Genomic DNA, 23689 nt, shown 5'->3' on the forward strand with positions numbered 1-23689 from the left:
ACCGCTCTTCGAGGTCGAGCAGGTCGTGCTTTTTCCGGAACGGCCACATGCGAACCCCTTGTGCTGGCGATCGCTGGCGATCATAGCCCCAGCAACGAGTGGGTTCTCGCCGCCCCACACCTGCGGGGCGGCGGTCCCGGCGGAGGAGAGGCGCCAGCCGCACGCTGGTCGGGACTCTCACTCTCTTCGATGCGCATGATCGAAGAAAAGTTCACCACTCCATCGGGACGCGGGCGAGGCAGGCCGGGGACGGGTGACACGCTCGGCTAGTACGACGGCAGGTCGATGGCGGTGGCGGCGCGGTGGATGGGCTCGACGACCTTGGCCATGATGCGGTCCTTGCCCGGCAGCAGGTTGACCACGCGCAGCATGATCATCGACATGCGCACCTGGAACGGGGTGGCCATCACCATGCGCTTGATGTTGCCGGTGCCCAGGGCCTGGTTGGCCTCGACGAAGGGGCGCATCCGCGCCTCGTAGGCGGGGAAGGCGGCGGTGTGGTCGCCGGCGGCGCGCTTGAGTTCGCCCGCCAGCACGTAGGCGCCGACGAGGGCCAGGCTGGTGCCCTGTCCCGAGGCGGGGGAGGCGCAGTAGGCGGCGTCGCCGATCAGCGCGACCCGGCCCGCGTGCCAGCTGTCCATGCGCACCTGGCTGAGGGAGTCGTAGTAGAAGTCGGGCGCGTCGGCCATGCCCTCGAGCAGGCGCGGCACCTCCCAGCCCGAGCCGGTGTAGGCCTCGGCGAGGATGCGCTGCTGTTCGGCGCGCTCGCGTGCCTTGTCGTCGGACTGCCACAGGAACATGGCCTTGGCTCCGGCGTCCTGCCGGGTGCTGTAGAGCAGTGCCGTACGGCCGGGACCGACGTAGGTGAGTTCCTCGCGGTCGAGCCCGAGGTGGTTGGGCACGCTGAAGATCGAGACGTTGTAGCCCATGTCGCGCACGTAGCGGTCCTCGGGGCCGAAGGCCAGCGCGCGGGTGTTGGAGTGCAGCCCGTCGGCGCCGACGACCAGGTCGAAGTGGCGCACGAGCCCGCTGTCGAAGGTCACCTGGGTGCCGTCGATGGAGGCGATCGAGTCGCCGAAGAGGTATTCGACGCCGCTGGTCGCCTCGTGCAGGAGGCGGGTGAGGTCGCCGCGGTGGAGCTCGGCGTCCTGGTGGACGCGGCCGCCGAAGCTGTCGCCGTCCATGCTGGCCACCTGACGTCCGGCGCCGTCGACCACGGAGCCGGTGCGCACGTCGGTGCGCAGGGAGCGGATGTGCTCCAGGAGGCCCATGCGCTCGACGACGTCGAGGGCGGCGCCGCGGATGTCGACCTTGTAGCCGCCCTCGCGCACCTCGTTCGCGCGCTCGACGACGGTGGGGGTGAAGCCGTACTCACGCAGCCAGTAGGCGAGGGTCGTGCCCGCGATGCTCGCGCCGGAGATCAGGATGTTCGTCATGTCCTGAATAGTACGCATGTCTTAGACAAGTGTGCAAGACACCTGTGTAAGATGAACTCATGGGTAACCGAGAAGACCTCCTCGAAGGCGCCAAACGCTGCCTGTATGACAAGGGCTACTTCCGCACGACCGCGCGCGACATCGCGAACGCGGCGGGGGTGAGCCTGGCCGCGATCGGCTACCACTACGGCACCAAGGACGACCTGCTCAACGAGGCGGTCGTCGAAGCGATGCGGGAGTGGAGCGAGGACCTGGGCCGGGTGCTGGCCGAGCCGGGCGACTTCGAGTCGACCTGGGGCAAGGTCATCGAGTCCTTCGCCACGGCCAGGCCGCTGTGGACGATCCAGTTCGAGCTGGTCGCGCACATGGCGCGCACGCCGGAGATGCGCGAGGCGTTCGCGGAGGCGGGGCGGCACGCCAGGCTCGGGCTGGCGGAGCTGTTCGGGTCGGAGTCCGAGCAGGTGGGGGCGGTGATCCAGACCCTGCTGGGCGGGCTGGCGGCGCAGTGGCTGGTGGACCCCGACAACACGCCGACTCCGGCGGACCTGCTGGAGGGCCTGCGCACGCTGATGGAGCGGTGAGCAGGCCGCTTGGCCGGAGCCGGACGCGTGGTGGCGTCCGGCTCCGCCCAGGTTCGGGAACCTATGGCCTGACCAGGAAGACGTTGCCCAGCGAGCGCTGTCCCGTGGCGTCGGAAGGCCGGTTGACGATGCCCGCGCCGGCCGTGGCCAGCACGCTGGAGCCGCCGCCGTCGAGGTTCATCGCCTCCACCGCGCCGAGCCGCTTCATCAGCTCGGCCGTCTGCGCGATGCCGAGCCCCTCGCTGTACCCGGCCTGCCTGCCGTCGACGACCACGAGCATCAGCCGCCCGCGGTCGTCCATGCCGATCATGGATCGCGGGTTGGCGCGCAGCGTCCAGTTGTAGGTGAACGTCTGGTCGCTGCCTTCCCTGATCAGGCCGTCCGCGTCCGCGTTCACGGAGACCTGGCCGTCGCGGACCAGGGTCGGGCCGACCTGCAGGATGGTGGTGTCGGGAGTGAGCGGCACGCGGTGGCCCCTGCTGTCCTCGACGCGCTCGGTGACGGTCAGCTTCCCGCCCGGAGCGGCATGGGCCAGCAGCCACGCGGAGCTGTCGCCGATCGCCTGGACGACCGATCCGCCGGCCGGGACGCTCGCGCCGCGCGTGGTGTTGACCGCCAGCACGGTGCCGTCGGCGTCGAGCACGGCCTCGGCGCCCTCGCCCACCGGCGGCACGCCCCATTCGGGGGTGAAGAGCACCAGCTCGCTGGGGTCGGTGCACTTCAGGTCGTGCTGGGGCTTCTGCGTGGGCTGGTCGCCGCCGACGCCGCCGCAGTTCCAGACCTCGCCGGGCAGCCGGTTGACGCCGTCGACCTCGGCCGTCGCCCCGCCCGCGCGGAGCGTGACGTGTGCGGTGTAGGCGTCGACGTCCACCCGTCGGCCGCCGTGCGTGATCCTGATCCCGCCGCGGCCCTGGGTGGCGGAGCCGATGAGCTTGCCGTTCTTGACGTACAGGCCGCCGGGGGCGCGGTTGTAGAACCACTGGGCGTTGATGCCGGCGCTGGCGCCGGTCGCGGCGATGAGGTCGGTCAGCGTCTCGGGGCCGTTCAGCGCCGGGCCGAAGTCGGTGTCCACGGTGCCGCGGAACTGGCTGAAGTCGACGCGGAGCACGTGCACCTTCTGCGGCGCGTTCCGGTCGGTGCCGTCCTGCGCGGTGTAGCGGGTGCCGCCGGTGAAGCCCGCGGCTCTGACCTGGGTCAGAGCCGCGGACGCCTCGCCGCTGGTGGCGTAGCGGCCCAGCCGTACGGTCCACCCGAGCACGCCCGCCGGGCGGTCGGCGAAGGCGGGCAGGTCGACCTGCTCGACGCGGGGTTCGAAGCCCTTCTCGCGCAGACCGGCGGCGATGCGGTCGGCGATCTCCCTCGATCCGAGCGCCGTGCCCGCGGTGGCGGCGGGACCGTCGAGGGTCGCGGGCAGATAGACGTGCACCGTCCAGAAGTCGTCGGCGTCCTGGGCGCCCAGCGACAGCGTGGTCAGGGTCAGGCCCGGGGGGAGCGTGGGCGAGGTCGTTCCCTCCGCGGGTACGGCCACGGCGGGCAGCGCGATCGTCAGGGCTGCCACCAGGGACGTTAAGGCTGTGCGGGGCATAAGCGTCCTTCGTTCTCATGAGCGAGCCGATCGGGGGGCCGTCTTGACGACGTCACGAGCGGCTCTTATTCTTCAGGCTTAATTAATAAATGACCCTGAAAAAAAGAGCAAGCCTCCTTCCCCCAAGGACCCCTCATGAGCAATCTGCTTCGGCTCGCGGCGGCCGCACTCACCGCCCTGCCCCTGGCCGCGTGCGCCGCCGAGAGCGAAGGCCCCGTCGCGCTCACCTGGTGGCAGGGCCCGAACGCCGAGACGCCCACGCAGGAAGCCGTGGCCGCCTGCACCAAGGACGGCAAGTACGCGATCAAGGTCGAGACCCTCCCCGACGGCTCGGACAAGCAGCGCGAGCAACTCGTGCGGCGGCTCTCGGCCAAGGACAAGTCGGTCAACCTCATCACCATGGACGTCGTCTGGACGGCCGAGTTCGCCGAAGCCGGCTGGATCCTGCCGCTGCCCGACGCCACCGCCAAGACCGTCACCGACGGCACGCTCGAAGGCGCGCTGAAGTCCGCGACCTGGAAGGACAAGCTCTACGCGGCGCCGCTGCTGTCCGGCTCGCAACTGCTCTGGTACCGCAAGTCGCGCGCGGAACAGGCGGGCATCGACCCCGCCAAGGGCGAACTGACCTGGGAGCAGCTCCTCGCCGCAGCCGGCGGCATGCCGGAGGGCGAGCGCGGAGTGGCCACACCCGGCAACCGCTACGAGGGATACACGGTCTTCGTCAACGCCCTCGTCGCCTCGGCCGGTGGCCAGGTCGTCGACGCCGAGGGCCAGCCGGGCCTCGACAGCGACGCCGGGCGGGCGGCCGCCTCCGTCATCGGCTCCCTGGCCACCGGCCCCGCCGCGCTCAAGGGCATGAGCACGCTCGACGAGGAGACCATGCGGGCCGCCTTCGAGCAGGGCGAGGCGTCGTTCATGACCAACTGGGGCTACGTCTACGCCGCCGCGGCCGACCGCGCGACTAAGGAACCCGAGTTCAAAAAGGTCTTCGACGACTACGGCTGGGCCAGGTACCCGAGGGTCGTCGCCGGGGTCCCCAGCGCTCCGCCGCTCGGCGGCTCCAACATCGCCATCGGCGCAGGCACGCCCGAGGACCAGCGCGAGAGCGCCTACGCCGCCCTCGCCTGCCTGACCTCCACCCAGTCCCAGAAGGGCTTCATGATGGGCGCCGGCATCCCCGCCGCCCGCTCGTCGGTCTACGACGACGCGGAGGTGCGCGCCAAGTTCCCCTTCGCCGACGTCATGCGCGACTCGATCGCCGAGGCCTCGCCGCGCCCGATGGTCCGCAAGTACAACGCGCTGTCCACCGCCATCCAGACCGCCTTCCACCCGCCCGCGTCCGTGACCGCCGAGACCGCGGCCAAGGCCCAGGCGGCCGTCGCCCAGGCCGTGGGACAGTGAACCGAGTCCGCACCGAGCAGCGGCTGGGCTGGCTCATGGCCGGCCCGGCGCTGCTGCTCATGCTGGCGGTGACGGTGGTGCCGGTCCTGCGGACCGTCGCCCTGTCGCTGGAGCGTTACTCCCTGAGCGCCCCCGGCGAGCGGGCGTTCGCGGGGCTCGGCAACTACCGCGAGATCCTCACCGGCCAGGACTGGTGGCGTGACCTGTCCTCGACGGTCATCCTCACGGTGACCAGCGTCGGGCTCGAGTTCGTGCTGGGCTTCGCCCTCGCCCTGGCCATGCACAAGGTGCTGTGGGGCAGGCAGCTGCTGCGCACCGTCGTGCTCGTGCCGTACGCCGTCCTGACCGTCGTCTCCGCCTTCGCCTTCCGCTTCGCCTTCCAGCCGTCGGTGGGATTCGTCGGCGGCGACTTCAACTGGCTGGGCGAGACCTGGTCGGCCTACACGGTGATCGTGCTGACCGAGGTGTGGAAGACCACGCCGTTCATGGCGCTGATGCTGCTGGCCGGGCTGGTCACGGTGCCCGGCGAGGTCTACGAGGCGGCCAAGGTCGACGGGGCGAACGCCTGGCAGCGGCTGTGGCGGGTGACGATCCCGTGCGTACGGCCGGCCATCATGGTCGCCCTGCTCTTCCGCACCCTCGACGCCTTCCGCATCTTCGACACCGTCTACATCCAGACGCAGGGCGCCGTCGGCACCGAGACCCTGTCGTTCCTGAGCTACCGCTTCCTGATCAGGGACCTGGAGGTCGGCCTCGGCTCGGCCGTCTCGGTGCTGCTGTTCGTCTGCGTCGCGATGATCGCGGCCGGCTTCGTCCGAGCGTTCAGAGGTGCGTCATGAGGCGGCGGATCGCGGACATCCTGGTCACCCTCACGGTCGCCGTCTGGACCCTGGCGCCGATCGTCTGGGTCGTGAGCCTGTCGCTGAAGCCGCCCACCCTGCAGAACGACGGGCGTTTCCTGCCGGCCTCGCCCACGCTCGACAACTACACCGGCCTGTTCACCAAGCCGATGTTCACCACCGCACTGGGCAACTCCGTGGGCATCTCGCTCATCGCCACGACCGTCTCGGTGATCGTCGCCGTCTTCGCGGCGTACGCGATCGCGCGCCTGCGCTTCCGCGGCAGCGGGCTGGTGCTCGGCACCGCCCTGGGGCTGACGATGTTCCCCGCGATCGCGCTGGTGGGCCCGCTGTTCACGCTGTGGACGGAGCTCGGCCTGTTCGACACCTGGCTCGGCCTCATCATCCCCTACGTCTCGTTCTCGCTGCCGCTGGCGATCTGGCTGCTGACCGCCTTCTTCCGCACCATCCCGCGTGCGCTGGAGGAGTCGGCGCAGGTCGACGGTGCCACCCGGCTCCAGGCGCTGGTCCGGGTGATCCTGCCCGCGGCCGTTCCCGGCGTGGTCACCACGTTCCTGCTCACCTTCCTGGCGTGCTGGGGCGAGTTCCTGTTCGCGATCTCGCTCACCTCGACCGAGGCCTCCCGCACGGTCCCCGCCGCGCTCGCCTTCTTCACCGGGGACTCGGAGTTCCAGCAGCCGTACGGCGCCATCGCCGCGGCCGCCCTGCTGGTGACCGTTCCGGTGGTCGTGCTCGTCCTGCTCGCCCAGCGTCGCATCGTCGCCGGGCTCACCTCCGGTGCGGTGAAGGGGTGACACCATGCCTGCCATGACGTCTTCAGCGACCGCCCCCCTGCTGCGCCGACTGAACGCCGAGAGGGCGCTCGCTGTCCTGCGGGAGGTCGGCACGATCCGCCTCGCCGAGCTGGCCGACGCGTCGGGACTGTCCAGGCCGACGGTCGACGCGGTGATCGAGGATCTGCGCAGGATCGGGCTGATCGCCGAGACCGAGGACGCCCCCGCGGGCCGCCGCGGCCGTCCCGCCCGGCTCGTACGGCTGCGCGCGGAACGCGGCTACGTCGTCGGCATCGACATCGGCGTGCACAAGTGCGTCGTCTCGGTGGCCGACCTGCGCGGCGCCGTCCTGGCCACCGAGGTCAGGCAGCTCGGCCAGGAACTCGACCGCAAGGCCAGGCTCGACGGTGTTCGGAGGACCGTACGAGCCGCGCTGAAACCCGCCGGGGTCGAACGCTCCGCCGTCCTGGCCGTGTGCACGGCCACGCCCGGCGTCGTCGACCCCCGCACGGGCGTGGTGCTGGCCTGCGACGTGCTGCCCGACTGGAAGGGCCTGAACCTCAGGACCGAGCTGGGCCGGTCCTTCGGCGCGCCGGTCCTGGCCGACAACGACGCCAACCTCGCGGTGGTGGGCGAGCGCTGGCGCGGCGTGGCCGCCGCCAGCCAGGACGTCATCTACGTGCTGGCCGGCGAACGGCTGGGCGCGGGCATCGTCTCGGGCGGCCAGGTCTTCCGCGGCCACGACGGGGGCGCCGGCGAAATGGCCTTCCTCAGCCTGCTCGAACACACACCCGGCGCGGAAGGCATCGGCGCGCTGGCCAGCCACGTAGGCAAGGAGGTCGTGGCCAGGCTGCGCGAGCACGATGCCGTACGGCCCGGCGGCGCCGAAGGGCTGACCGGCGACGCCGCGCTGCTGATGGCCGCCGCCCGCGACGGCGACGAGGAGGCCCAGCAGGTCCTCGAACAGATCCTCGCCCGCATCGCCCGAGCCGTCGGCACCCTGGCCCTGCTCCTGAACCCCGAGCTGATCGTCATCGGCGGCGGCGTGGCGGCCGCCGGCGAGCAGATCGCCGAACCCATCCGCCGCAGGCTGCCGCAGATGACCTCCCTGCCGCCCCGGCTGGAGGTGTCGTCGCTGGGCGACCGTGCCGTCACCGTCGGCGCCCTGCGCACCGCCCTGGACGTCGTCGAGAGCTCCCTGCTGGACAACCTGAATGGCTGAGAAGAGAAGCATGTCGTCACCTGTGTCGTTGGCCATCGTCGGAGCCGGAGACCGCGGCAGCGGGTACGCCCGGTGGGCGCTGGCGCACCCGGAGCAGGCACGGATCGTGGCCGTCGCCGACCCCTCGGAGGAGCGCGCGCTGGCCCTGGCCCGCCCGAGCGGCGCCCGGGTCTTCTCCGACTGGCGGCAGCTGGCCGCCGCCGGCAGGATCGCCGACGCCGTCGTGATCGCCACCCAGGACTCCGACCACGCGGAACCGGCCGAGGCCTTCGCCGCGCTCGGCTGCCACCTGCTCGTCGAGAAGCCGCTGGCGCCCACCGAGGACGAGTGCCGCGCCATCGTCGCGGCCGTCGAACGGGCAGGCGTGATCTTCGCCGTCTGCCACGTGCTGCGCTACGCGCCGTACACCGACACCGTGCGATCCGTGCTGCGCTCGGGGCGCATCGGGGAGATCGTCTCCGTCCAGCACCTCGAACCCGTGGGCTACTGGCACCAGGCGCACTCCTACGTGCGCGGCAACTGGCGCAGGTCCGACCAGGCCAGCTTCATGCTGCTGGCCAAGTCGTCGCACGACCTCGACTGGCTCCAGTACGTCGTCGGCCGCCCCATCAGGCGCGTGTCCAGCTTCGGCGGACTCCAGCACTTCCGGCCCGAGAACCGCCCCGAGGGAGCGGCCGCACGCTGCCTCGACTGCGCCGTCGAACCCGACTGCCCGTACTCCGCGACGCGCCTCTACTTCGGACGGCTGCGCGAAGGGCGGCACGGCTGGCCGCTCAGCGTCGTCACGGCCACCTTCACCGAGGAGGCGCTCACCAGCGCCCTCAGGCACGGGCCGTACGGCAGATGCGTCTACGACTGCGACAACGACGTCGTCGACCACCAGGTCGTCGCCATGGAGTTCGAAGGAGGAGCCACCGGCACGTTCACCATGACCGCCTTCAACACCGGCGGGCACCGCCGTACCCGCATCTTCGGCACCCACGGCGAGCTGTCGTGCGACGGCGAGAGCGTCATGGTCAACGACTTCCGCACCGGCGCCACCACGACCCTCGACGTGACACCCACCGGCGACGCCACGGCGGGCGGCGGCCACGCGGGCGGCGACGCGCGCCTCATGGACGCGTTCGTCCGCGCCGTCGCCACCGGCGAGCGCGACCTGATCCGCTCAGGCCCCGCCGAATCGCTCGCCTCCCACCTCGCCGTGTTCGCCGCCGAGCGGGCCCGGCTCACCGACCAGGTCATCACCGTGGAATGAATCGAAAGGAGCTCGCCGATGCGGGCAGCAGTCAGAACGTTCCTCGCCACGCTCTTCTCCTTAGGCCTGATCCTCACCCCGAGTCCAGCCCAAGCCGACCTGCCCGATGCCGAGAACTGGCCGCGCCCGCGCTTCATCTCCTACAACGTGTGCGGCTCCGCCAAGCACTGCCCGCCCATCTACCAGGGCTCCAAGACCGCCTGGCGTGACGTGGTCGTCCGCGCCATGGACAACTGGAGCGCCGACCTCGTGATGCTCCAGGAGGTCTGCTACGGGCAGTGGACGCTGCTGCGCGACCACCTGCAGAGCCGTACGGACAAGCCCAGGTACGACTCGGTGTGGGCGGCGGCCCTGCCGTCCGCGCCCGGCTGCTCGGACTGGGGCACCGACCACCGCTTCGGCCTGGTGATCTTCGCCAAGGGGGAGGCGGGCACGATCAACAACGGCTCCCGCACCGTCGACGCGCTCCCCGAGGTCGGCAACGTCGAGGACCGCAAGCTGCTGTGCGCCCGCTCGACCGTCACCGGACGGACCGTCAGGGCGTGCAACACCCACATCGACCCCGACCCCGCGAGCGCCAAGGTACAGGTCGAGCGCGTCGCCACCCTCACCAGGGCCTTCGCCGCCCAGGGTGAGCCGGTGGTGCTGGGCGGCGACTTCAACGTGCTGCCCACGGACGCCACCCTCGACCCGCTGTACAACCACACCGGCGGGCACGGGGTGTTCCAGGAGGTCGACGAGAACGACAAGGAACACTTCGGGAACACGTGCGGGCAGGAGCAGGATCGCTGCAGGACCGGCGAGGCCACGGCCGAACCCGTGTGCTCACCGGGGGTGGGGGTGCCCGGGAAGATCGACTACATCTTCCTGAGCTACTACTGGTTCACCACCGTACGCGGCGACGCCGCGGCCTGCACCCCTGGCGTGTCGGACCACCACCTGCTGCGCGGCGCCGCAGCGTGGGAGCACTGAGGAGATCGGCGGCGACGCGCATCGGGAGGCACAGGGTCTGCCCGTGCCGCGCGAACAGGTCGTCGCGGGAATCGAAGTAGCCCAGGTCGGCCAGGACGTGACCTGACAGGTCGCAGCCACGCGCGACGGCCTCGAACAGAGTCTCGTCGCCCGTGTTGGTGAACGGCTCCGCGGTCCGTGACGGACCGTGGAGCTCCGACACGCTCACCCACGCCCCGCCGACCAGGAACTCGGGCCAGGCCAGGACCACGTGGCGGGGGACTGCGGATCGATCATCAGATCTCTGGCGTGGGTGGCAGAGCATCGTTCATCGCGTACACCGGACGGACCCGCTCGGCGATGAGGCCGTGCGCGGCGACCAGGAACCCCCGCTCGTCGGTGTCGCGGATCTCGGCCGAGAGGCTCTGGATTCGCGGGTGTGTCCAGTCGAGGATCGGCGTGCTCTTCGCGTCCGTGCGTCGTCGGGTCAACGGTCACACCATCCGGCAGCCGTACGCGGGGCCATGAGGGCGATGACGGCCACGGGGATGGCCAGGCGTGCGAGGGTGTCGTAGACGAGCGCGGCGAGAAGGTGGCGGCCGAGAACCACTCTCACCCTCGCCATTCTGCGGAAATGGGTACATGCGGTAATACTGATCACTTTTACCGGCACCTCGGAAGGCAAGCAAGATGACCACCCACTGGCGGCGCAACGTCGCCTTCTTCCTGACCGGCCAGACCGTGTCGCTCTTCGGCTCGATGGTCGTGCAATACGCCGTCATGTGGTGGGTGACCCTGGAGACCCGCTCCGGGTTGAGCGTGGCGCTCTACGCGGTGGCCGCCTTCCTGCCGCAGGGACTCGTCTCGCTCTTCGGCGGTGTGCTGGCTGACCGGATGAACCGGCGGGTGCTGGTGATGGTCGCCGACGCGGGCATCGCGGCGGCGACGCTGGTGCTGGCGGTGTTGATGGCCAACGGGGTGACGGATCTGTGGATCGTGCTGCTGGCCGTGGCGGTGAGGTCGGTGGGCGCCGGGGTGCAGACGCCTGCCGTACAGGCGATGATCCCGCAGATCGTGCCGGGTGATCAGCTGATGCGGGTCAACGGGATCTTCCAGACGATCCAGTCGGCCATGGCGCTGCTCGCTCCTGCCGCGGCGGGGGCGATCTACGCGAAGTTCGGTCTCGTGCCGGTGTTCTTCCTCGACGTGATCACGGCGGTCGTCGGCATCGGGCTGCTGGCGCTGGTGGCGGTGCCGACGCTGGAGCGGGTGAGCGAGTCGACGGCCACCTACTGGCAGGACCTGGTCGAGGGCATGCGCTACATCAGCAGCCATTCGGTCGTGCGCTGGCTGCTGATCGTGTACACGGTGATCTTCCTGCTGACCGTGGCGCCGTCGTTCATGACGCCGCTGATGGTGGCGCGCAGCTTCGGGAGCGAGTCGTGGATGCTCGCGGTGCTGGAGATCGCCTTCAGCCTGGGCATGTTGCTCGGCGGTGTGCTGATGTCGACGGTGCTGGCCAAGAGCGGCAGGATCGGCCTGATCCTGGTCGCCGTCTACGGGTTCGGGCTGGTGACGATCGGGCTGGGGCTGAGCCCGAACCTGTGGATCTTCTTCGGCTTCATGTTCCTGATCGGCCTGCTGGTGCCGCCGTTCTCGACGCCGTTCATGACGCTCATCCAGGAGACGGTCGAGCCCGCCATGCACGGGCGGGTCTTCAGCTACGTCAGCATCGTGATGGCGCTGGCCACGCCCGTCGGCATGCTGGTGTTCGGCCCGCTGGCCGACGTGATCAGCGTGCAGGTGCTGCTGATCGTCGCCGGGGTGGCCACGGTGGTGGTGATGGCGATCGCGACCAGGTTGCCGTCGGGCAGGGAGACCGTCGCGATCGCCCGCGAGCAGCGGGCGGAGGTGTCATAGGCCCTCGCTCCACGGCCGCAGCTTCTCGGGGTTGCGGATGCCCCAGATACGCCTGATCCGGCCGTCGTCGGCGATCTCGAAGGCCAGGACGCCCGCCACGGCTCCTTCGTACTCCAGCAGCAGGCCGGGCTGGCCGTTGACCAGCCGCTCGTGGATGACCAGCCCGGGGCCGTCGCCGATGCCGGCGATGTAGCGGGCGATCGGCGCGCTGCCCTCGATGGGGTGCGGCGCGGCGCTGGCGAGCCCGCCGCCGTCGCCGATCGCCACGGCGCCGGGGGCGAGCAGGCCGATGAGCGCGCCGATGTCCTTGGCCTCCCAGGCCTGCTTGAAGTCGCGGACCACCTCCGCGTGCCGGTGTCCGGAGGCGGGGGGCACGCGTGCGTCACGCAGGCGCCGCCTGGCGGAGGTGGCCAGCTGGCGGCAGGCGGCGGGGCTGCGCCCGACGATCTCGGCCACCTCGACGAAGGTGTAGCGGAAGACGTCGTGCAGGACGAACGTGACGCGCTCGGCCGGGGTCATCGCCTCCAGCACCACCAGGAAGGCCATGTTGACCGACTCGTCGAGGGTCACGTGCTCGGCGGGGTCGACCGTGGTGCTGCCCAGCCTCGCCGTGGACCACTCGTGGTGGCCGGGCACCGGCTCGGGGATCCATTCGCCGACGTAGCGTTCGCGGCGCACGCGCGCCGAGCCGAGCACGTCGAGGCAGATCCGGCCGGCGACCTTGGTCAGCCAGGCGCCGGGAGACTCGATGGCCTCCTGCTGCTGCGGCGACATGGCGTACCAGCGCGCGTAGGTCTCCTGGACGACGTCCTCGGCGTCGGCCAGGGAGCCGAGGAGCCGGTAGGCGAGGTTGATCAACTGCCGCCGCTCACTCATGATCGCGTTCATAAAGGTCCCCCTCCGGCAGGTATGACGGAACAGCGGCCAGGAATGTGAGCCCGGCGCCTCACACTCCGCGCGCCCGTCTCGTCGTACCTGCCATGACTACCATCACCCAGCTCAGCGAACTGACCGGCGACTACGTCCTCGACCCCGCCCGCACCACGATCGGCTTCGTCGGCAGGCACACCATGGCGACCAGGGTGCGTGGCCGGTTCGACGCCTTCGCCGGCCACGCGCGCCTCGACGGAGAGGACCCGTCGCGGTCGAGCGTCGGGATCACGATCGAGGCCGCCAGCCTCCGGACCCGCGACGACCGGCGTGACCAGCACCTGCGGCGCAGGTTCCTGCACGCCGACGAGCACCCGGCCATCGCCTTCACCTCGACTCGGGTGGAGCGGGCGGGCGGGAACACGTTCGTGGTCACCGGCGACCTGACCATCCGCGGCGTGAGCCGCCCGGTCACCGTGGAGTTCGAGCTGACAGGCCCCGAGCCCTCCTTCACGGGCCGCGCGACGATCAACCGCCGCGACTGGGGCGTGAACTGGAACGCCGCAACCGCCCTGCTGCTGGAGGACGCCGTGGTGCTGGAGCTCGAGGTCCGGCTCGTACGGCACGCGAGGTAAACCGTTGGCAGCGGGAGTCCGGCGCGTGGCAGGCTCGACCGGTGAAGATGCACGCCGACGAGCTGACCGTCGCACCCGAGACCGTACGGGCCCTGGTGGACGGGCAGTTCCCCCAGTGGCGCGGCCTGCCCGTCAGCCGTGTCCCGGGGGAGGGCACCGTCAACGCGATCTTCCGCATCGGCGACGGCCTGGCGGCCCGCTTCCCCCTGGAGCCGAAGGATCCGGCCGCCGCACGCGACTGGCTCGAACGCGAGGCGCGGGCCTCACGCGAACTGGCCGGTGCCACCCGCTTCCCGACCCCGGAGCCGATCGCGATCGGGGAGCCGGGTGAGGGCTATCCGATGCCGTGGTCGGTGCAGACCTGGCTGCCCGGCGTCGTGGCCTCGGCGGCCGGTGCGGGCGGGTCGGAGGGGCTGGCCCGGGATCTGGCCGAGTTCATCGCCGGGCTGCGTGCTCTCGACACGCGGGGCCGTACCTTCTCCGGCGGCGGCAGGGGCGGGCGGCTGAGCGACCACGACGAGTGGGTGGAGACGTGCCTGCGACGCAGCGAGGAGCTGTTCGACGTCCCGCGGCTGAGGCGGTTGTGGTCGGACCTGCGCGAGCTGCCGCGCGAGGCTCCCGACACGATGAACCACGGCGATCTGATCCCCGGCAACGTGCTGGTCGACGGAGGGCGGCTCGCGGGTGTCCTCGACGGCGGGGGATTCGGCCCCGCCGACCCCGCCCTCGACCTGGTGGGCGCCTGGCACCTGCTGGAGGCGGGTCCCCGTGGGGTGCTGCGCCGCGAGCTGGGCAGCGACGACCTGGAGTGGGAGCGCGGCCGCGCCTGGGCCTTCCAGCAGGCCCTCGGCGCGGCCTGGTACTACGCCGAGAGCAACCCGGCCATGAGCGCCATGGGCCGTACGACGATCGCGCGCATCCTCGGCTAGCCCGGGGTCACGTATTTCCGTGGCCGCAACGCGTGTGATCGCAGCGCCGACAGGGCGACCAGCTGGCCGGTCGGCGTCAGCCGTACGGGGTCGGCCAGCAGCCCGAGCGAGGCCAGCCGCGGGAGCAGGTCGGAGGAGGTACGGCCGGCCACGGCGCCGACCCGCTCCTGCAGGGACTCCGCCGACCACGACGAGCCGTCGGCCAGCAGGAGCAGCGTCACCTCGTCGGGCTCGCCGCAGATCAGCCCTCTGGCCACCGGCTCCAGCGAGGGGTCGAGCGGCACCGGGGCGTGCAGCCGCACCTCGAACGGCTGGGCCAGCTCGCGGCGTGCCTCACCGCGGCCGAGCACCCACCGGTTGAGCCGCTCGCCGTGCACGCGGTGCAGCCAGCTGTCGCCGCCCAGCTCGGCACGCGGCCGGGTGAGCCAGTCACGCGTCAGCTCGACGGCGTCGAACGGGGTGTCGGACAGCTGGGCCAGCTCCAGGGCGGCCGAGCACGCCACGTGGGCGCCCAGCTCCTCCGGACCCATGATCATGCTCCAGGCGAGCTCGGGAACGTCGGGAGGCAGCACGCCGGTGGCCGCCAGGGCCTCCTGGTAGGCGGCGTTGCCGGCGTCCTGCCCGTCTTCGGCGTAGACGCGGAAGATCCGCAGGGTCACGGCCGAGGTGCAGATCTCGGCGTAGCGGGACAGCCCGCCGAGGGTGAGCAGCTGCCCCAGCGCGCGGGCGAGCCGTACCGGGTCGCCGTCGACCTTCAGCGGCAGCGTGAACCAGAGGAACTCGCACACGTCGAGCTGGGTCACCGTCTCGAGTGGCTCACCTCCGGTGAGCCACTCCACGGCGGTCCTGGCCTCGTCGGCGATGGCTGGGTCCAGCAGCGCCAGGAGCGCGGCCACGTCCGGTGCGGGCATGCCTCGAAGTCTGCCGTATCGACCCCGGCCCTGACGATGACCGAAACCGGTGCGTATTGGCTCTTGCACAGCGACTACCCTACGAAATCACCATCAAGCCAGCTGTAACCGGGTCAGATCCATCGCTTCTCGAAGAGCATTCTGGCCTTCCACTGCGTGTAAGGGATGACCTCGGCCGACAGGACCGGGTACAGCCACCAGAAGTTGATCAGCGCCAGCAGCGCGAACGATCCGACGATCGCCGCGCCGACGGTGCGCCGGGTCTGGGACGAGCCCTTCGGCCCTATGAGCAATCCCGCGCAGAGCGTGATCGCCAGGATCATGAAGGGCAGCATGGGAATCGCGTAGAACAGGAACATCGTCCTGTCGTCCTTGAACGCGAAGTAGAACCACGGCAGCCACGCCACCGCGTAGCCCAGCAGGACGGCTCCCGCGCGCCAGTCACGCGAGGCCACGTACCAGGCGATCAGGGCGACCAGCGCGGCCAGCGCGCCGTACCAGATCACCGGCGTGCCGACCCCGAGCACGGCCTCGGAGCAGTCCTTGACCCCGCAGACGTCCTGGCGTCCCTCGTAGTAGAAGGCGACGGGGCGCAGGAGCAGCGGCCACGACCACGGCTCCGACTGGTACGGGTGGGTGCTGGTCAGATCGGAGTGGAAGCTCAGCACCTGAAGGTGGTAGTCGACCAGGGAGCGGAAGGAGCTGAACAGGAAGTAGAACGGCCCCGACGAGGTCGCCTCCTCCCAGTTGCGTCCCCAGCCCTTGTCGGTGACGAACCAGCCGGTCCAGCTCACGAGATAGGTCACGGCCGGCACGACGACGGCGGCGATCAGCCCGGTGGGCACGTCCTTGACCAGCGCGCCCCGGTACGGCGAGCGCAGGCCCACGGCCTTGCGCGCCCCCGCGTCCCAGAGCCACGACATGATGAAGAAGACGAAGAAGAACGCGCCCGACCACTTCACGGCGCAGGCGGCGCCCAGCATGAGCCCGGCGGCGATGCGCCAGGGCCTGACGCCCAGCCACGGTCCCTCGGCGGTGACGGCGGAGGTTTCGTACCAGTCGACCAGCCTGGCCCGCGCCTTGTCGCGGTCGACGACCAGGCAGGCGAAGGCGGCCAGGACGAAGAACATCAGGAAGATGTCGAGCAGCGCGGTGCGCGAGAGCACGAAGTGCAGGCCGTCGAGGGCGAGCAGCAGGCCGGCGAAGCAGCCCAGCAGCGTCGAGCGGGTCATGCGGCGCGCCAGCCTGGCGATGATCAGGATGGACAGCGTGCCGAAGAAGGCGGCCGCGACGCGCCATCCGAGCGGGTTCATGCCGTACAGCCACTCGCCCGCGCCGATCAGCCATTTGCCCAGCGGCGGGTGCACCACGTAGGAGGGCTCGTTGGCGAAGACGTCGGTGTTGCCCGCCAGGATCGCCTTGTCGGCGTCCTTGATGAAGGTGCGCTCGACCAGGTTGGTGATGATCGAGAAGGCGTCCTTGGCGTAGTAGGTCTCGTCGAAGACGACAGCCTTGGGGTGTCCCAGATTGAGGAAACGCAGCACCCCACCGAAGATCATGACGAGGATCGGTCCCAGCCAGCCCCACAGCGGGTTGCCCGGCATGGGGGGAACCAGACGATCACGCACCGACGGCGCGCTCAGTCTGGTTTCCTTGAGGTTGAGGAAATCGGTCACCGCCATTCGGACATCGTACGGGCCCCAAGCGGGTGCTTACCGAAAAAACACGGCCACAATGGTTGGGTGAGCGAACACGGCAGGCTGGTGCTGGCGGGGGCGCCGATCGGACAGGCAGCGGACGCCTCGCCCCGGCTGCGAGACCTTCTGACGACGGCCGATGTGGTGGCGGCCGAGGACACGCGGCGGCTGCGCCGCCTGGCCACCGATCTGGAGGTGGAGATCCGGGGGCGGATCGTCTCCTACTACGACCAGAACGAGGCGGCGCGCGCGGCCGAACTGATCGAGAGCCTGCGGGCGGGCGCGACCGTGGTCGTGATTACCGACGCGGGCATGCCGGGCGTGTCGGATCCGGGCTACCGGCTGACCAGCCTGGCGGTCGAAGCGGGCATTCCGGTCACCGCCCTGCCGGGGCCGAGCGCCGTCACCACCGCGCTGGCGATCTCCGGACTGCCCTCCGACCGGTTCTGCTTCGAGGGTTTCCCGCCGCGCAAGCAGGGCGAGCGCGCCAGGCGCCTGGCCGAGCTGGCCACCGAGCAGCGCACGATGGTCTTCTTCGAGGCCCCGCACCGGCTGGAGGAGTGCCTGGCCGCCATGGCCGAGGCCATGGGCCCCGACCGGCGGGCCGCGGTCTGCCGCGAGCTGACCAAGACCTACGAGGAGGTACGGCGGGGCGGCCTGGCCGAGCTCGCCGAGTGGGCGGCCGGCGGGGTCAAGGGCGAGATCACCATCGTCGTGTCAGGCCATGTGCCGGGTCAGGGGTCGATGGAAGACGCGATCGCCCTGGTGGATGAGATGGTGGGGAACGGCACCAAGGCCAAGGACGCCATCTCCGAGGTGGCCAAGTCCATGGGCCTGGTCAAACGGGAGCTCTACGACGCCGTCCACAGGAGAGCATAGGTGTCGATGTTACGCAGACTGGTCCCCCCGATGCAGGAGAGCGCGCTCTGGGGGTGGGTGGGACCGGTGCTCGTGGCCGTCCTCGGTGGCGCCATGCGCTTCATCAATCTCGGCCATCCCAAGGCCATCGTCTTCGACGAGACCTACTACATCAAGGACGCCTACGCGCTGCTCACCTTCGGGGCCGAGCAGGAGACGCTGGGCGACGACAAGAACCCGATCGCCGACCGCATGATCATGGCGGGCGACCTGAACATCTGGGACGCGGGCGGCTCCTACGTCGCCCACCCGCCGCTCGGCAAGTGGATGATCGCCGTGGGGGAGTGGCTCTTCGGGGTCACCCCCTTCGGCTGGCGGTTCGCCGCCGCCCTGGTCGGCACCCTGTCGATCCTCATGCTGGCCAGGCTCGCCCGGCGCATGACCCGCTCCACCCTGCTCGGCTGCCTCGCCGGGCTGCTGCTGTCGCTCGACGGCCTGCACTTCGTCATGTCGCGCACCGCGCTGCTCGACATCTTCCTGATGTTCTGGGTGCTGGCCGGCTTCGCGTGCCTGGTGGTCGACCGCGACAAAGCACGCGAGCGCCTGGCCCTCTGGTACGAAACCTCGCCGGTGACCCTGCACGGTCCCTGGCTCGGCGCGCGGCCCTGGCGCATCGCGGCCGGCGTCTGCCTGGGCGCCGCCTGCGCGGTCAAGTGGTCGGGCATCTTCTTCCTGATCGCCTTCGCGGTGCTGTCGCTGATGTGGGACATGGGCGCCAGGCGGGCGGTGGGCCTGCGCCTGCCGTACAAGGGGGCGATCCTGCGGGACCTGCCCACGGCCCTGTCGGCGATGGCGCTGGTGCCCGCGGTGACCTTCATGGCCACCTGGACCGGTTGGTTCGTCACCGACAAGGGCTGGGGGCGCAACTGGGAGCAGGCGACCTCGTCAGGGCCGCTGTTCTTCCTGTTCGACTCCTTCCGCTCCTGGCTCGACTACCAGAAGCAGGTGCTCAGCTTCCACTCCGGGCTGACCAGCACGCACAGCTACATGTCGGAGCCGTGGCAGTGGCCGCTGCTCAACCGGCCGATCTCCTTCCACTGGCAGGGCGAGATCAGCTGCGGCGCGCAGCGCTGCGTGCAGGCGGAGCTGGCGGTGGGCACGCCGGCGTTGTGGTTCGGCGCGGCGGCGGCGCTGATCGGCATGGTCGCCTGGTACACCTCCTCGCGCGACTGGCGGGCCGGCGCGGTGCTCCTGGCCTACGTGGCCGGGTGGGCGCCGTGGCTCTACTACGCGATCTCCCACAACCGGACGATGTACTTCTTCTACATGATCCCGCTCGTGCCGTTCATGGTGCTGGCGGTCACCTTCCTGGCGGGGCAGGCGCTGGGCAGATCCGACGCCTCACCCGTACGGCGGGCGGTCGGAGCCGCCGGCGTGGGCGCCTACACGCTGATCGTGCTGATCAACTTCTGGTGGCTGGCGCCCGTGCTCAGCGGCCAGACGATCACTCACTCGGAGTGGTGGGCGCGGATGTTGCTGCGGACCTGGGTCTGAGCGTGATCGCCGCGGCCAGGCACGCCAGGGGTACGGCGGGCAGCACGTAGCGGTAGTCGAACTCCGCGGTCGCGGCGGGAGCCAGGAGCAGCCCGAAGGCGGCCAGCCAGGGCAGCGCGACCGGCCCGCCCAGCCGCCGCCAGCGCCTGGCCACGCCGTACAGGCCGATCAGCATGATCGGCGCCAGCATGATGCCGCGCAGGAAGAACCAGTCCTGGTAGACGTCCATGAACGTCGCCCAGGGCTGCTTGGTCTTGGTCTCTGGCGGGCCCTGCTCGTACATGAACGCGTCGGTGTCGGCCCGCCCCTGGTACGTCGACCAGACCTCCAGGCGCGCGGGCTGGTCGGGACGGAACTCGTACTGGTTGAACGTCTTGGCGTCGGGGAACTGCGGCCGCCCCCAGTGGAAGGAGCGCAGGAAGTCGGTCGCCACCACGCGCAGGTAGTCGCCGGGCTGAGCCATGATCGCCCGCTTGGCGAAGCGGCCGGCGATCTCGTTCTTGAACTCGTCGAACTTCTTGCCCGGCCAGCGGTGCAGGATCTCGCTGGCCGTGCCGTCGTCGCGGCCCTGGCCCTGGCCCCACAGGTACCACTGGGCGTACGGCTTGCGCTGCTCGACGTCGAGGCACATCAGCGCCAGGTCGAGCTCCTTGCGCGGGTCGATCTCCATCTTCTTGCAGTCGGCGAACACGGCGGTGCGCATGTAGAGGATGAGCCCGTCGCTGTAGGTCATCCCGAACTTGCCGTTGTCGGACCTGAACCAGGCCATGTAGCCCAGCACCGGCAGCGCGCAGGCGATCACCATGGCCACGATCGGCTTCCAGCCCACCCGCTTGACCAGCAGGTAGAGCACCACGAGGCCGAGGATGGCCAGGCCGATCGACCGCGTCAGGGCGGTCACCGCGAGCATGAGTCCCACGGCCGCGCCGATGCGCCACGTCAGCTGCTCGCGCCACAGGACCAGCGTGACCACGCCCACCACCAGCAGGGTGAACATGGAGTCGGACATCACCAGCTGTTCCATCTGGATCTGGTAGGCGTCGAACAGCACGGGCGCGGCCGCCAGCGTCGCGCCCCAGCCGGGCAGGCCGAACCTGCGGCGCAGCAGCAGGTAGACGAGCACCGCCGTGGCCAGGCCCATCAGGTGCTGGGTGAACACGACCAGGGTGAGGCTGCTGAACGGCTTGAGCAGGAACAGCCACAGGCTGTAACCGACCGGTCGGATGACGTCGGCGCGCGGATGCAAAGCAACGTTTACGTATTGATACGAATCGTTGAACCACATCGCCGGGCCGTACCCGAACATGGTGATGAGCCGAAGGATCGCTCCTACGGCGAAGGCCGCCACAAACACTCGGTTATGCCGAAGAAACATCCGGATCCGTAGGCTTCGGCGCGGTGTTGAGTGATTGACGGCGGATTGATCCGCGACACTCACCATGCCCACAAGGATGCCAGGCGTTTCGCGGACTTGACCCGAGCATCTGGGGGCAGAGGGCATCATGGTTGGCTGGAAGAGTCATGACCGGAGGGTTAAAGCGTGGAACTGACGGTGGTCATGCCCTGCCTCAATGAGGCAGAGACCATAGAAGTCTGTATTCGCAAGGCTCTGGCCTGCATGGAAGAGCACGGCATCGACGGCGAGGTGCTGATCGCCGACAACGGCAGCACCGACGGGTCGCAGCAGCTCGCCCGTGACGCAGGGGCCCGCGTGGTCCACGTCGACGAGAAGGGCTACGGCAACGCCCTGATGGGCGGCATCCGCGCGGCACGCGGCAAGTACGTCATCATGGGCGACGCCGACGACTCCTATGACTTCACGGCGTTGCTCCCTTTTGTGGAGCAGCTGCGCGACGGCGCCGACCTGGTCATGGGCAACCGCTTCAAGGGCGGCATCAAGCCGGGCGCCATGCCTCCGCTCCACCGCTACCTGGGCAACCCCGTCCTGTCGTTCATCGGGCGGTTGTTCTTCCCCAGCGCCATCGGTGACTTCCACTGCGGCCTGCGTGGCTTCCGCCGTGACTCGATCCTGCGCCTCGGCCTGCAGACCGGCGGCATGGAGTTCGCCTCCGAGATGGTCGTCAAGTCGACGCTGCAGGGCCTCGACGTGCGCGAGGTGCCCACGACCCTCTCGCCCGACGGCCGCTCCCGCCCGCCGCACCTGCGCTCCTGGCGCGACGGCTGGCGCCACCTGCGCTTCCTGATGCTCTACAGCCCCAAGTGGCTGTTCTTCATCCCCGGCTTCGTGCTCATGGTCGTCGGCCTGGTGGCCGGCACCGCGCTGACCTTCGGCCCGGTGCGCATCGGCGAGCTCGCCTTCGACGTCGACACCCTGGTCGGAGCGTCCGCCGCGGTGGTCATCGGGTTCCAGGCGATGTTGTTCGCCGTGTTCACCAAGGTCTACGCCGCCGAGGAGGGCTTCCTGCCCGAGTCGCCGCGCATCCGCAAGCTGGTGAGCATCGTCACCCTGGAGAAGGGCCTGGTCGTCGGCGGCCTGCTGGCCCTGGCCGGCGTCGTCGGCCTGGTGATGTCGCTGGTGCACTGGCAGGTGCGCAGCTTCGGCCAGCTCGACCCGCGCGAGTCGCTGCGCATCGTCGTGCCCGCGGCGACCGCGCTGATCATGAGCTTCCAGACCATCTTCGCCGCGTTGTTCGTCAGCATCCTGGGCATCCGGCGCACCCGGGAGTCGTCGATCGACGTGGCCGCCAAGGCCGCCGAGGAGGCGGCCGAGAGGGTGACGCGCGAGCAGCGCGTCTGATCCTTCGCACTCTCGCACTCGCCGAGGAGCCCCCGGTTTTCCGGGGGCTCCTCGGCGTTTATCAACTTGTTAGCCGATCTCCCGTCCGTTTTGTCACTCTTTACGAAGAAGTGGACCTTATGTTCTCTAAGTCTTAACTGTGTGTCCGCTGTGAACCGCGGGCCGAATCACCACTGGAGTTACCTGTGCGCAAGCGCGCCCTCGCTTCCCTGCTCGCCGCGACCGCCGCCACCACCGGCGTCGTCATCCCCGCCGCCTTCGCCGCCCCGGCCGGCGCCGTGGTCCAGGCCGCGCCCACGGTGGACGAGCTGCGGCTCGCGCTGCGGGCGGCCATCCGGGCCGCGGACAAGGCGGAGGACGCCTACCGTGCGGCCCAGGAGCTCTACGTCGCGGCCGACGAGAAGGCCGACGCCGCGAAGGCCCTGGCCGCGCAGGCCCGCGACGAAGCGAACCGGCTGAAGGGCGTCTACGAGGACGAGCTGACCGAGAAGGCGGCCGCCCACGCCGCGATCCCCGGCCTTGAGAGCGCCGTGACGGAGGCCCAGGCCAAGCTGGCGGCAGCCGAGAAGGCGCTCGCCGAGGCCACCCCCGAGCAGGTCGAGCAGGCCACCAAGGACCGCGACGCCGCCAAGGCCGCCTTCGACGCCGCCGTCGAGGCGCTCAGCGCCGGCAAGGTTCGCTTCGAGGAGGCCGCCGAGCGCCTGCCCGGCAAAAAGGCCGCCTTCGACGAGGCCGACGCCAAGGCCACCACCCTCGAGGGCGAGGCCGTCCCGCTGTGGACCGCCGCTCGTGACCTCGAGGCCGAGGCCGACCGCCTCAAGGGCCTGTGGGCCGAGGCCGAGAAGGTCGTGACGGAAGCGCAGAAGGCCCTCGACGCCGCCCTGTTCCCCGTCAAGATCTCCTACATCGACGTCGACGACGCCGCCATCCGCTACCCCGGCAAGAAGACCGGCGTCGACATCACCGTCTACACCAAGACCGACGACTCCGACGCTGACGTCACCTGCGGCGGCTACACCTTCGACCTCGACGAGACCGTCTCGGGCGTCTTCGAGGGCGGCATGTGGGTCATGCCCGGCGCGCCGAACAAGGCCACCTGCGGCGTCGTCGTGCGTAACAGCCACGGCGTCACCGCTTCGTCGAGCTTCACCTACGACCTGCAGCGTCACGCCCGCATCGTGTCCCTCAACGCCGGTCCCGAGCCCGTCCGCAAGGGCAAGCGGATCACCGTCACCGGCGTGCTCCAGGGCACCAACACCACCGGCACCGCCTACGGTCACCTCAACGGCGGCTGGGTGAGCATCCAGTTCAGGAAGAAGGGCTCCACCACCTGGAGCACCCTCGGCGGCATCACCACCAGCGGCAAGGGCAACTTCAGCCGCGCCTTCACCGCCAAGGCGGACGGCACGTGGCGCGCGGTCTACGGCGGCGGCTGGGCCTTCACCAAGGCCACCAGCGGCAGCGACTACGTCGACGTGCGCTAACCCGCACAT

The 23689-nt window shown here is 70.1% G+C and carries 22 protein-coding genes; 14 read left to right on the top strand and 8 right to left on the bottom strand.

What is annotated here, in order from left to right:
* Positions 1–266 precede the first annotated feature (266 nt).
* Complete coding sequence (locus HNR30_RS34200; protein ID WP_181614241.1) at positions 267–1436, bottom strand: FAD-dependent monooxygenase; 1170 nt, start codon at positions 1434–1436, stop codon at positions 267–269.
* A 59-nt stretch (positions 1437–1495) separates the two neighbouring features.
* Here HNR30_RS34200 and HNR30_RS34205 point away from each other — a divergent pair, with 59 nt between their 5' ends.
* The gene (locus HNR30_RS34205; protein WP_181614242.1) at positions 1496–2017 is read left to right on the top strand and encodes a TetR/AcrR family transcriptional regulator; all 522 of its coding nucleotides are present in this window, start codon (positions 1496–1498) and stop codon (positions 2015–2017) included.
* 61 nt (positions 2018–2078) lie between these two features.
* Here HNR30_RS34205 and HNR30_RS34210 read toward each other — a convergent pair whose 3' ends face one another.
* Positions 2079–3575 (bottom strand): phosphodiester glycosidase family protein, encoded by a 1497-nt coding sequence (locus HNR30_RS34210; RefSeq protein WP_181614243.1) that lies wholly within the window; start codon positions 3573–3575, stop codon positions 2079–2081.
* Between the two features lie 162 nt (positions 3576–3737).
* Here HNR30_RS34210 and HNR30_RS34215 point away from each other — a divergent pair, with 162 nt between their 5' ends.
* From HNR30_RS34215 to HNR30_RS34240, 6 genes are read left to right on the top strand one after another with little or no spacing between them, the layout of a single operon-like run.
* Complete coding sequence (locus tag HNR30_RS34215; protein WP_181614244.1) at positions 3738–5003, top strand: extracellular solute-binding protein; 1266 nt, start codon at positions 3738–3740, stop codon at positions 5001–5003.
* Entirely contained in the window at positions 5000–5842 is an 843-nt protein-coding gene (locus HNR30_RS34220) for a carbohydrate ABC transporter permease (protein ID WP_220134307.1), read from the top strand. Before HNR30_RS34215 ends, HNR30_RS34220 begins: the two co-directional genes overlap by 4 nt.
* A complete protein-coding gene (locus tag HNR30_RS34225) occupies positions 5839–6657 on the top strand; it encodes a carbohydrate ABC transporter permease (protein WP_181614245.1) in 819 nt (272 codons plus the stop codon). Before HNR30_RS34220 ends, HNR30_RS34225 begins: the two co-directional genes overlap by 4 nt.
* Positions 6658–6670: 13 nt before the next feature.
* Positions 6671–7858 (top strand): ROK family transcriptional regulator, encoded by a 1188-nt coding sequence (locus HNR30_RS34230; RefSeq protein ID WP_181614246.1) that lies wholly within the window; start codon positions 6671–6673, stop codon positions 7856–7858.
* A 10-nt stretch (positions 7859–7868) separates the two neighbouring features.
* The gene (locus tag HNR30_RS34235) at positions 7869–9113 is read left to right on the top strand and encodes a Gfo/Idh/MocA family protein (protein WP_220134308.1); all 1245 of its coding nucleotides are present in this window, start codon (positions 7869–7871) and stop codon (positions 9111–9113) included.
* Positions 9114–9131: 18 nt separating this feature from the next.
* Positions 9132–10085: an endonuclease/exonuclease/phosphatase family protein gene (locus HNR30_RS34240; RefSeq protein ID WP_181614248.1), complete on the top strand. Its 954-nt coding sequence runs from the start codon at positions 9132–9134 to the stop codon at positions 10083–10085.
* A gap of 275 nt (positions 10086–10360) precedes the next feature.
* On the opposite strand, the gene HNR30_RS34245 is transcribed toward HNR30_RS34240, so the two are convergent.
* Both HNR30_RS34245 and HNR30_RS49590 read right to left on the bottom strand, forming a co-directional pair.
* Positions 10361–10555, bottom strand: a complete 195-nt coding sequence (locus tag HNR30_RS34245; protein WP_181614249.1) for a hypothetical protein — start codon at positions 10553–10555, stop codon at positions 10361–10363.
* Positions 10552–10680, bottom strand: coding sequence for a hypothetical protein (locus tag HNR30_RS49590; RefSeq protein ID WP_281389893.1), 129 nt, complete (start codon positions 10678–10680; stop codon positions 10552–10554). The genes HNR30_RS34245 and HNR30_RS49590 overlap by 4 nt, the downstream gene beginning before the upstream one ends.
* Positions 10681–10754: 74 nt before the next feature.
* Between HNR30_RS49590 and HNR30_RS34250 the strand changes: the two genes are divergently transcribed.
* A complete protein-coding gene (locus HNR30_RS34250) occupies positions 10755–11984 on the top strand; it encodes an MFS transporter (RefSeq protein ID WP_181614250.1) in 1230 nt (409 codons plus the stop codon).
* Here HNR30_RS34250 and sigJ read toward each other — a convergent pair.
* Positions 11979–12860: an RNA polymerase sigma factor SigJ gene (gene sigJ, locus HNR30_RS34255; RefSeq protein WP_246379888.1), complete on the bottom strand. Its 882-nt coding sequence runs from the start codon at positions 12858–12860 to the stop codon at positions 11979–11981. The genes HNR30_RS34250 and sigJ overlap by 6 nt on opposite strands.
* Before the next feature lie 104 nt (positions 12861–12964).
* Between sigJ and HNR30_RS34260 the strand changes: the two genes are divergently transcribed.
* Both HNR30_RS34260 and HNR30_RS34265 read left to right on the top strand, forming a co-directional pair.
* Complete coding sequence (locus HNR30_RS34260) at positions 12965–13489, top strand: YceI family protein (RefSeq protein WP_181614252.1); 525 nt, start codon at positions 12965–12967, stop codon at positions 13487–13489.
* Positions 13490–13536: 47 nt separating this feature from the next.
* Complete coding sequence (locus HNR30_RS34265) at positions 13537–14418, top strand: aminoglycoside phosphotransferase family protein (protein WP_181614613.1); 882 nt, start codon at positions 13537–13539, stop codon at positions 14416–14418.
* On the opposite strand, the gene HNR30_RS34270 is transcribed toward HNR30_RS34265, so the two are convergent.
* Complete coding sequence (locus tag HNR30_RS34270) at positions 14415–15329, bottom strand: hypothetical protein (RefSeq protein ID WP_181614253.1); 915 nt, start codon at positions 15327–15329, stop codon at positions 14415–14417. The two genes, HNR30_RS34265 and HNR30_RS34270, sit on opposite strands and share 4 nt — an antisense overlap.
* Positions 15330–15442: 113 nt before the next feature.
* Positions 15443–17011 carry a dolichyl-phosphate-mannose--protein mannosyltransferase gene (locus HNR30_RS34275; protein ID WP_181614254.1) on the bottom strand — a complete coding sequence of 523 codons (1569 nt, stop codon included), beginning with the start codon at positions 17009–17011 and terminating at the stop codon, positions 15443–15445.
* Between the two features lie 60 nt (positions 17012–17071).
* Between HNR30_RS34275 and rsmI the strand changes: the two genes are divergently transcribed.
* Together rsmI and HNR30_RS34285 are read left to right on the top strand one after the other, a co-directional pair.
* Positions 17072–17905 carry a 16S rRNA (cytidine(1402)-2'-O)-methyltransferase gene (gene rsmI, locus HNR30_RS34280; protein ID WP_181614255.1) on the top strand — a complete coding sequence of 278 codons (834 nt, stop codon included), beginning with the start codon at positions 17072–17074 and terminating at the stop codon, positions 17903–17905.
* Positions 17906–17911: 6 nt separating this feature from the next.
* Positions 17912–19438 (top strand): dolichyl-phosphate-mannose--protein mannosyltransferase, encoded by a 1527-nt coding sequence (locus HNR30_RS34285; RefSeq protein WP_246379890.1) that lies wholly within the window; start codon positions 17912–17914, stop codon positions 19436–19438.
* Here the strand turns inward: HNR30_RS34285 and HNR30_RS34290 are convergent.
* Positions 19389–20684, bottom strand: a complete 1296-nt coding sequence (locus HNR30_RS34290) for a hypothetical protein (protein WP_246379892.1) — start codon at positions 20682–20684, stop codon at positions 19389–19391. The genes HNR30_RS34285 and HNR30_RS34290 overlap by 50 nt on opposite strands.
* A gap of 294 nt (positions 20685–20978) precedes the next feature.
* On the opposite strand from HNR30_RS34290, the gene HNR30_RS34295 reads away from it, so the two are divergent.
* On the top strand, positions 20979–22196 hold the full coding sequence (locus HNR30_RS34295) for a glycosyltransferase family 2 protein (protein ID WP_181614257.1): 1218 nt from the start codon (positions 20979–20981) through the stop codon (positions 22194–22196).
* Between the two features lie 185 nt (positions 22197–22381).
* Positions 22382–23680 (top strand): hypothetical protein, encoded by a 1299-nt coding sequence (locus HNR30_RS34300; RefSeq protein ID WP_181614258.1) that lies wholly within the window; start codon positions 22382–22384, stop codon positions 23678–23680.
* The last annotated feature ends 9 nt before the right edge of the window (positions 23681–23689 follow it).

Origin of the sequence: Nonomuraea soli (assembly GCF_013761175.1) — a bacterium.
GTDB classification, from domain to species: Bacteria; Actinomycetota; Actinomycetes; order Streptosporangiales; family Streptosporangiaceae; genus Nonomuraea; species Nonomuraea soli.